8 tRNA genes and 4 pseudogenes are annotated in these 4,236 nt (G+C 43.2%); 11 read left to right on the plus strand and 1 reads right to left on the minus strand.

The annotated features are described in order from the left end of the window. The first annotated feature begins 341 nt into the window (after positions 1–341). The 9 genes and pseudogenes from DCC82_RS14650 to DCC82_RS14690 form a co-directional block, all read left to right on the plus strand. Positions 342–418 (plus strand) — tRNA-Arg (locus DCC82_RS14650). A gap of 3 nt (positions 419–421) precedes the next feature. Further along, positions 422–498, plus strand: a tRNA-Pro gene (locus tag DCC82_RS14655). Between the two features lie 207 nt (positions 499–705). Further along, positions 706–776 (plus strand) — tRNA-Trp (locus DCC82_RS14660). Positions 777–823: 47 nt separating this feature from the next. Continuing rightward, a tRNA-Gln gene (locus DCC82_RS14665) sits at positions 824–898 on the plus strand. Between the two features lie 3 nt (positions 899–901). Beyond that, positions 902–973 (plus strand) — tRNA-Gly (locus DCC82_RS14670). A 6-nt stretch (positions 974–979) separates the two neighbouring features. After that, positions 980–1,050: transfer RNA gene (locus DCC82_RS14675), tRNA-Cys, on the plus strand. A gap of 15 nt (positions 1,051–1,065) precedes the next feature. Further along, a tRNA-Gly gene (locus DCC82_RS14680) sits at positions 1,066–1,136 on the plus strand. Between the two features lie 268 nt (positions 1,137–1,404). After that, a tRNA-Arg gene (locus tag DCC82_RS14685) sits at positions 1,405–1,478 on the plus strand. 181 nt (positions 1,479–1,659) lie between these two features. Next, positions 1,660–1,887, plus strand: a pseudogene (locus DCC82_RS14690) (alkaline phosphatase); the annotation flags it as partial. On the opposite strand, the pseudogene DCC82_RS18290 reads toward DCC82_RS14690, so the two are convergent. Next, positions 1,888–2,068, minus strand: a pseudogene (locus DCC82_RS18290) (amine oxidase); the annotation flags it as partial. A gap of 391 nt (positions 2,069–2,459) precedes the next feature. Between DCC82_RS18290 and DCC82_RS14700 the strand changes: the two are divergent. Both DCC82_RS14700 and DCC82_RS18295 read left to right on the plus strand, forming a co-directional pair. Beyond that, positions 2,460–3,506 (plus strand): annotated as a pseudogene (locus tag DCC82_RS14700) (tetratricopeptide repeat protein); the annotation flags it as partial. 110 nt (positions 3,507–3,616) lie between these two features. Continuing rightward, positions 3,617–4,236 (plus strand): annotated as a pseudogene (locus DCC82_RS18295) (FmdB family zinc ribbon protein); the annotation flags it as partial.

Raw genomic sequence — 4,236 nt, forward strand, 5'->3', positions numbered from 1 at the left:
TGCTTGCACCTCAAGGGAGAAGGTTATTTGGCGCAAGAGAGCTAGGCACCGGAGCTAGACAACGGAAAAGCGTAGGCCGCCTACGCAAAACGGCTTCTTCCAAACAGACGGTTATCTAGTTTTGAGGGAATGAACATATATAAAATATATAAGTTGCAATTTTGTTTTCAATGGCATTGTTCGCTCTTCTTGTCACCGTTCCGGCTTGTCAAGGGATAAAGACTGGAGATTGGAAATTCTTTATTACAACCTATATAGAAGTAATTTAGTGATAAAACGCCGTTTTGCTAAGATAGGAATCATGAATTTTAAGTTTCGTCTTTCGCTTCATAAAGTAATGTGCGCTCGTAGCTCAACTGGATAGAGCGTCTGACTACGGATCAGAAGGTTAGGGGTTCGAGTCCTCTCGAGCGCGCCATTTCGGGAAGTAGCTCAGCTTGGTAGAGCACATGGTTTGGGACCATGGGGTCGCAGGTTCGAATCCTGTCTTCCCGACCATGAGAAGAGTTTACATACATATACATAACTTTTATACATAAGTATATTAAAGAGTAAATACAAAAACTCTTGGCTTTAGTCATGTAGAGTTTTAAATTCCATTAGAACGGTAAGTTAAGTATTTAGTTGGGATAGGTAGGGAAGTGGATAGACTTCGAAGAGTGTAAATCCGCTCCCTTTAGATTGGCGGTTCGAATGATATGATATAGGGGCATAGTTTAATGGTAGAACAGAGGTCTCCAAAACCTCCGGTGTGGGTTCGATTCCTACTGCCCCTGTATAAATCTTAAAATGAAGTTTAGCAAGCGATGAAATGATGATACATTGGGCTATAGCCAAGTGGTAAGGCAACGGACTTTGACTCCGTGATGCGCTGGTTCGAATCCAGCTAGCCCAGCCAATTGCGGAAGTAGTTCAGTGGTAGAACACCACCTTGCCAAGGTGGGGGTCGCGGGTTCGAGTCCCGTCTTCCGCTTTTCTTGGCGGCATAGCCAAGTGGTAAGGCAGAGGTCTGCAAAACCTTCATCCCCGGTTCGAATCCGGGTGCCGCCTTCGTGTTTCAACCGTGCGGGTGTAGTTTAGTGGCAAAACCTCAGCTTCCCAAGCTGATGTCGTGGGTTCGATTCCCATCACCCGCTTTTTTTTTCTTACTTCTAGTTGTCGCAATATCATTAAAAACTGTTAGAACATTGCCTCGATGCATCTGGCTTCCCTTGAGCCAGCTCGTAGAGGAAGAGGCAGCGAAGCTAAAGAGGTATAACACCATGTCCCAGTAGCTCAGCTGGATAGAGCAACGAGCGATGCATCATTGAATTCGCTGCGAGTTGTCTCGACGCATCCCGCTTCCTTGAGTTAGCTAGTAGAGGAAGAGACAGCCAGCTAAAAATATAAGTATAATAACACTATGTCCCAGTAGCTCAGCCGGATAGAGCAGCGGCCTTCTAAGCCGTCGGTCGGGAGTTCGAATCTCTCCTGGGACGCTATGCAAAAAGCCAGCCGTTAAGGCTGGCTTTTTGTTGTAATTGCAAGCGATAAAGTGATAAGAAGACAACCCGGATAGTGGGGGCAATGAAAAAGCGGTCAATAGCCGCTTCTTTTTTTATCTTTTTTTTACCAAGAAGCCCCCACTTCTAAGCGAAGCATAGGCAATGAAATGATGATGTAATGCCGGATGAGCGCACCGCTTACTTTGGAGACAATGGTGAATATACAGCGCTGTTTATGTATGTGGCTGATAAACCGCGTGATTTGTCAGCCGACACCTTATATGCGGCGAAATTTACGCAAACAAGCGTAGAAAACGGCGGGACCGGCAAGTTAGAATGGATTAAACTTGGATATGCTGCGGATAAAGAAATTAAACGCATGATTGATAAAGGCATTAAATTTTTCATAGAAGCGAATATTAGGGGTAAACAATTAGTTCACGTAACAGTTCTAGGAAAGAAAGCTCCACTAATCCTTCCAGTGAAAGAAGTACTTTGATCATGTCGATGACGCCTGCAGATAACCTAACTCCAAACGGGTTGTATCTCAAATAAGCGTCCATCGAATATTTATCCAATTCTTTTGTGAGCTGACAAAAAGATGGCTTACTGTCATCTTATTCAGCAGGAAAGTGCAGTTATGCAAAAAAAGGAGCAGCATACATCCTGCTCCTTTTAGTTCTGGTGCAAGAAATCTATAAAATCAGGACATACTGATACTACTAAAATAGTATTGATGATGGAAAACCAGCTGTCAGTATTCTCAGGAGGATTATGCAGCTTTTTACATTTCAATCCAATTAATAACATAATTTAGCTGAAATTTTACACCATGATAAAAATCTGTATTGTAAATGAAAACAATTTGAAACTTTATTGCAAAAGTAAGTTTGCTAGAATATCTAAGGATAGAAACAGGAAAGTTTTAATAACTATATAATACGGTATGTAAAATATATAGGTCGGGGGGTAAACATGACGTTAGAGAATCAACTGATCAAAAAAACATTTTATGAAACATTGATGGAAGCGAATGAGAAAAATCCTGTCCGTGTGCTCGGAGAAGCTTTTCTTGCCGGGCATAAAGATCAGACAGCTGACATCTCCACCATCCGTTTTGCCCAGGGAGAAGTATATTTTCATCACAAAGATTATGAAGCAGCTATTTTCAAATGGGAAAACGTTCATAATGATTTAGAACCGTGGGCGAAGAAAAATATAGCGGATTGTTACCATGAAATCGGGCAATTATCAACAGCTGAAGAGATTTATAAATCCATTAATACGGAAAGCAGTGTCTTGCAATCCGAAGTTGCACTGCAATTATTTTCGCTTTATATAGACCAAGGCAAGCTTGAAAAAGCTGACCAAGTGATTAAAAAAGCGGTATCCTTTAATCCGGACTACCCGAATGTGACTGACATTGCTCGCGCCTTTTTTGAAAAACATAAGGATTGGAAGAGCGCAATTGAACTGGCAGTAAATGAAGCAGTCCGAACAGAATCAGATCATTGGTTTGATATTTTAAAAACATACGCAGAGCAAGGACTAACCAAAATCTTTGAACCGCATTATTTTTCCAAATGCTTAGCCGTGCTATACAGGGTGGATCAGACAAGATTTGAGCAGATCGTTCAGGCATTATGGAATAGCTATAAAAACGAGCGTTCCTATTTTTCATGGCTGAAGGAATTTAACCATCTTTTCTTAAATCTCGATGCAAGCCGGGAACAGTATTGGAAAGAGCTGTCAGCGCTTTATCAGGAAACTTATTTTGAATTGATCGATGGAAAGTATTTAATTAAAGAACTGGATGAGATTATTCCGAACATCTTAACGAACTGGCTCAAAATAGCCGATGATTCTCATGCTTTATTTGCTTCTGCAGCGGTACTGGCATGGAGCGAGAAATTTCCATCCAGCATTAGTCCAGAAGTAGTCAATGCTGCCGAAAATCTTATTTTCCATTCCCGCAATGGGACAGGTATTGTCAAAAGTTTATCCTCCACACTCACGGTTTTCTCCTGAGTTTCAACCGTTGGAAGAAAAAAAGCTTGCCACCCCCGTTGTTTTCGGCCATCATTGAGGTAACCACACACTCAACAGCCCAAACAAAGAAGGAGTGACAAGCTTTGTTACCTCAATTATTAGCCTATTTGCTTCAAATCATCAAGACCCAATATCAAATCATTGTGTATCTCATGGGTGTGATCGTGGGAAAATCCCTGAATCGTAAGGACTTGGACGAACCTGTCCAAAAGCCGTACCGAAAACTTCAGGTCGATGACCTTCCGATCATCGATGTGCCGGAAACCCTTGATTACCGGAAGTTGTTGGCGGACTACGAAGCCCAGCACGGACGTCCTTTGCGGCCCATCCAGCGCCGCGCGAAGGCGAAACACCGTGTTCCGGATTCGNTGTTCCGGATTCGTTGACCTGCCCTCGCTGCCAGGCTCCCTCTTCTTACCTGTACGCCAATAACGGCGGAAACGGGCAATACCAATGCAAAGTGTGCCAGTGCCGGTTCAACCACCGGAACCGGTTCACCAAGCAAGCGGTCTTTCGCTGCCCGCACTGCAAAAAGACGCTGGAAAAGATCAAGGAACGCAAAGAATACCACATCTATAAGTGCAAGAACAACGATTGCCCGTTTTACCAGGCCAACCTTCGCCGGATGACCAAGAAGGAGCGCCAACAGTTTCAACAGGATCCTCAAGCCTTCAAGGTGCGGTATTTGTTTCGAGAGTTCTTG

The sequence above is a fragment of the Geobacillus sp. LYN3 genome (assembly GCF_003064505.1).
GTDB lineage: Bacteria > Bacillota > Bacilli > Bacillales > Anoxybacillaceae > Parageobacillus_B > Parageobacillus_B toebii.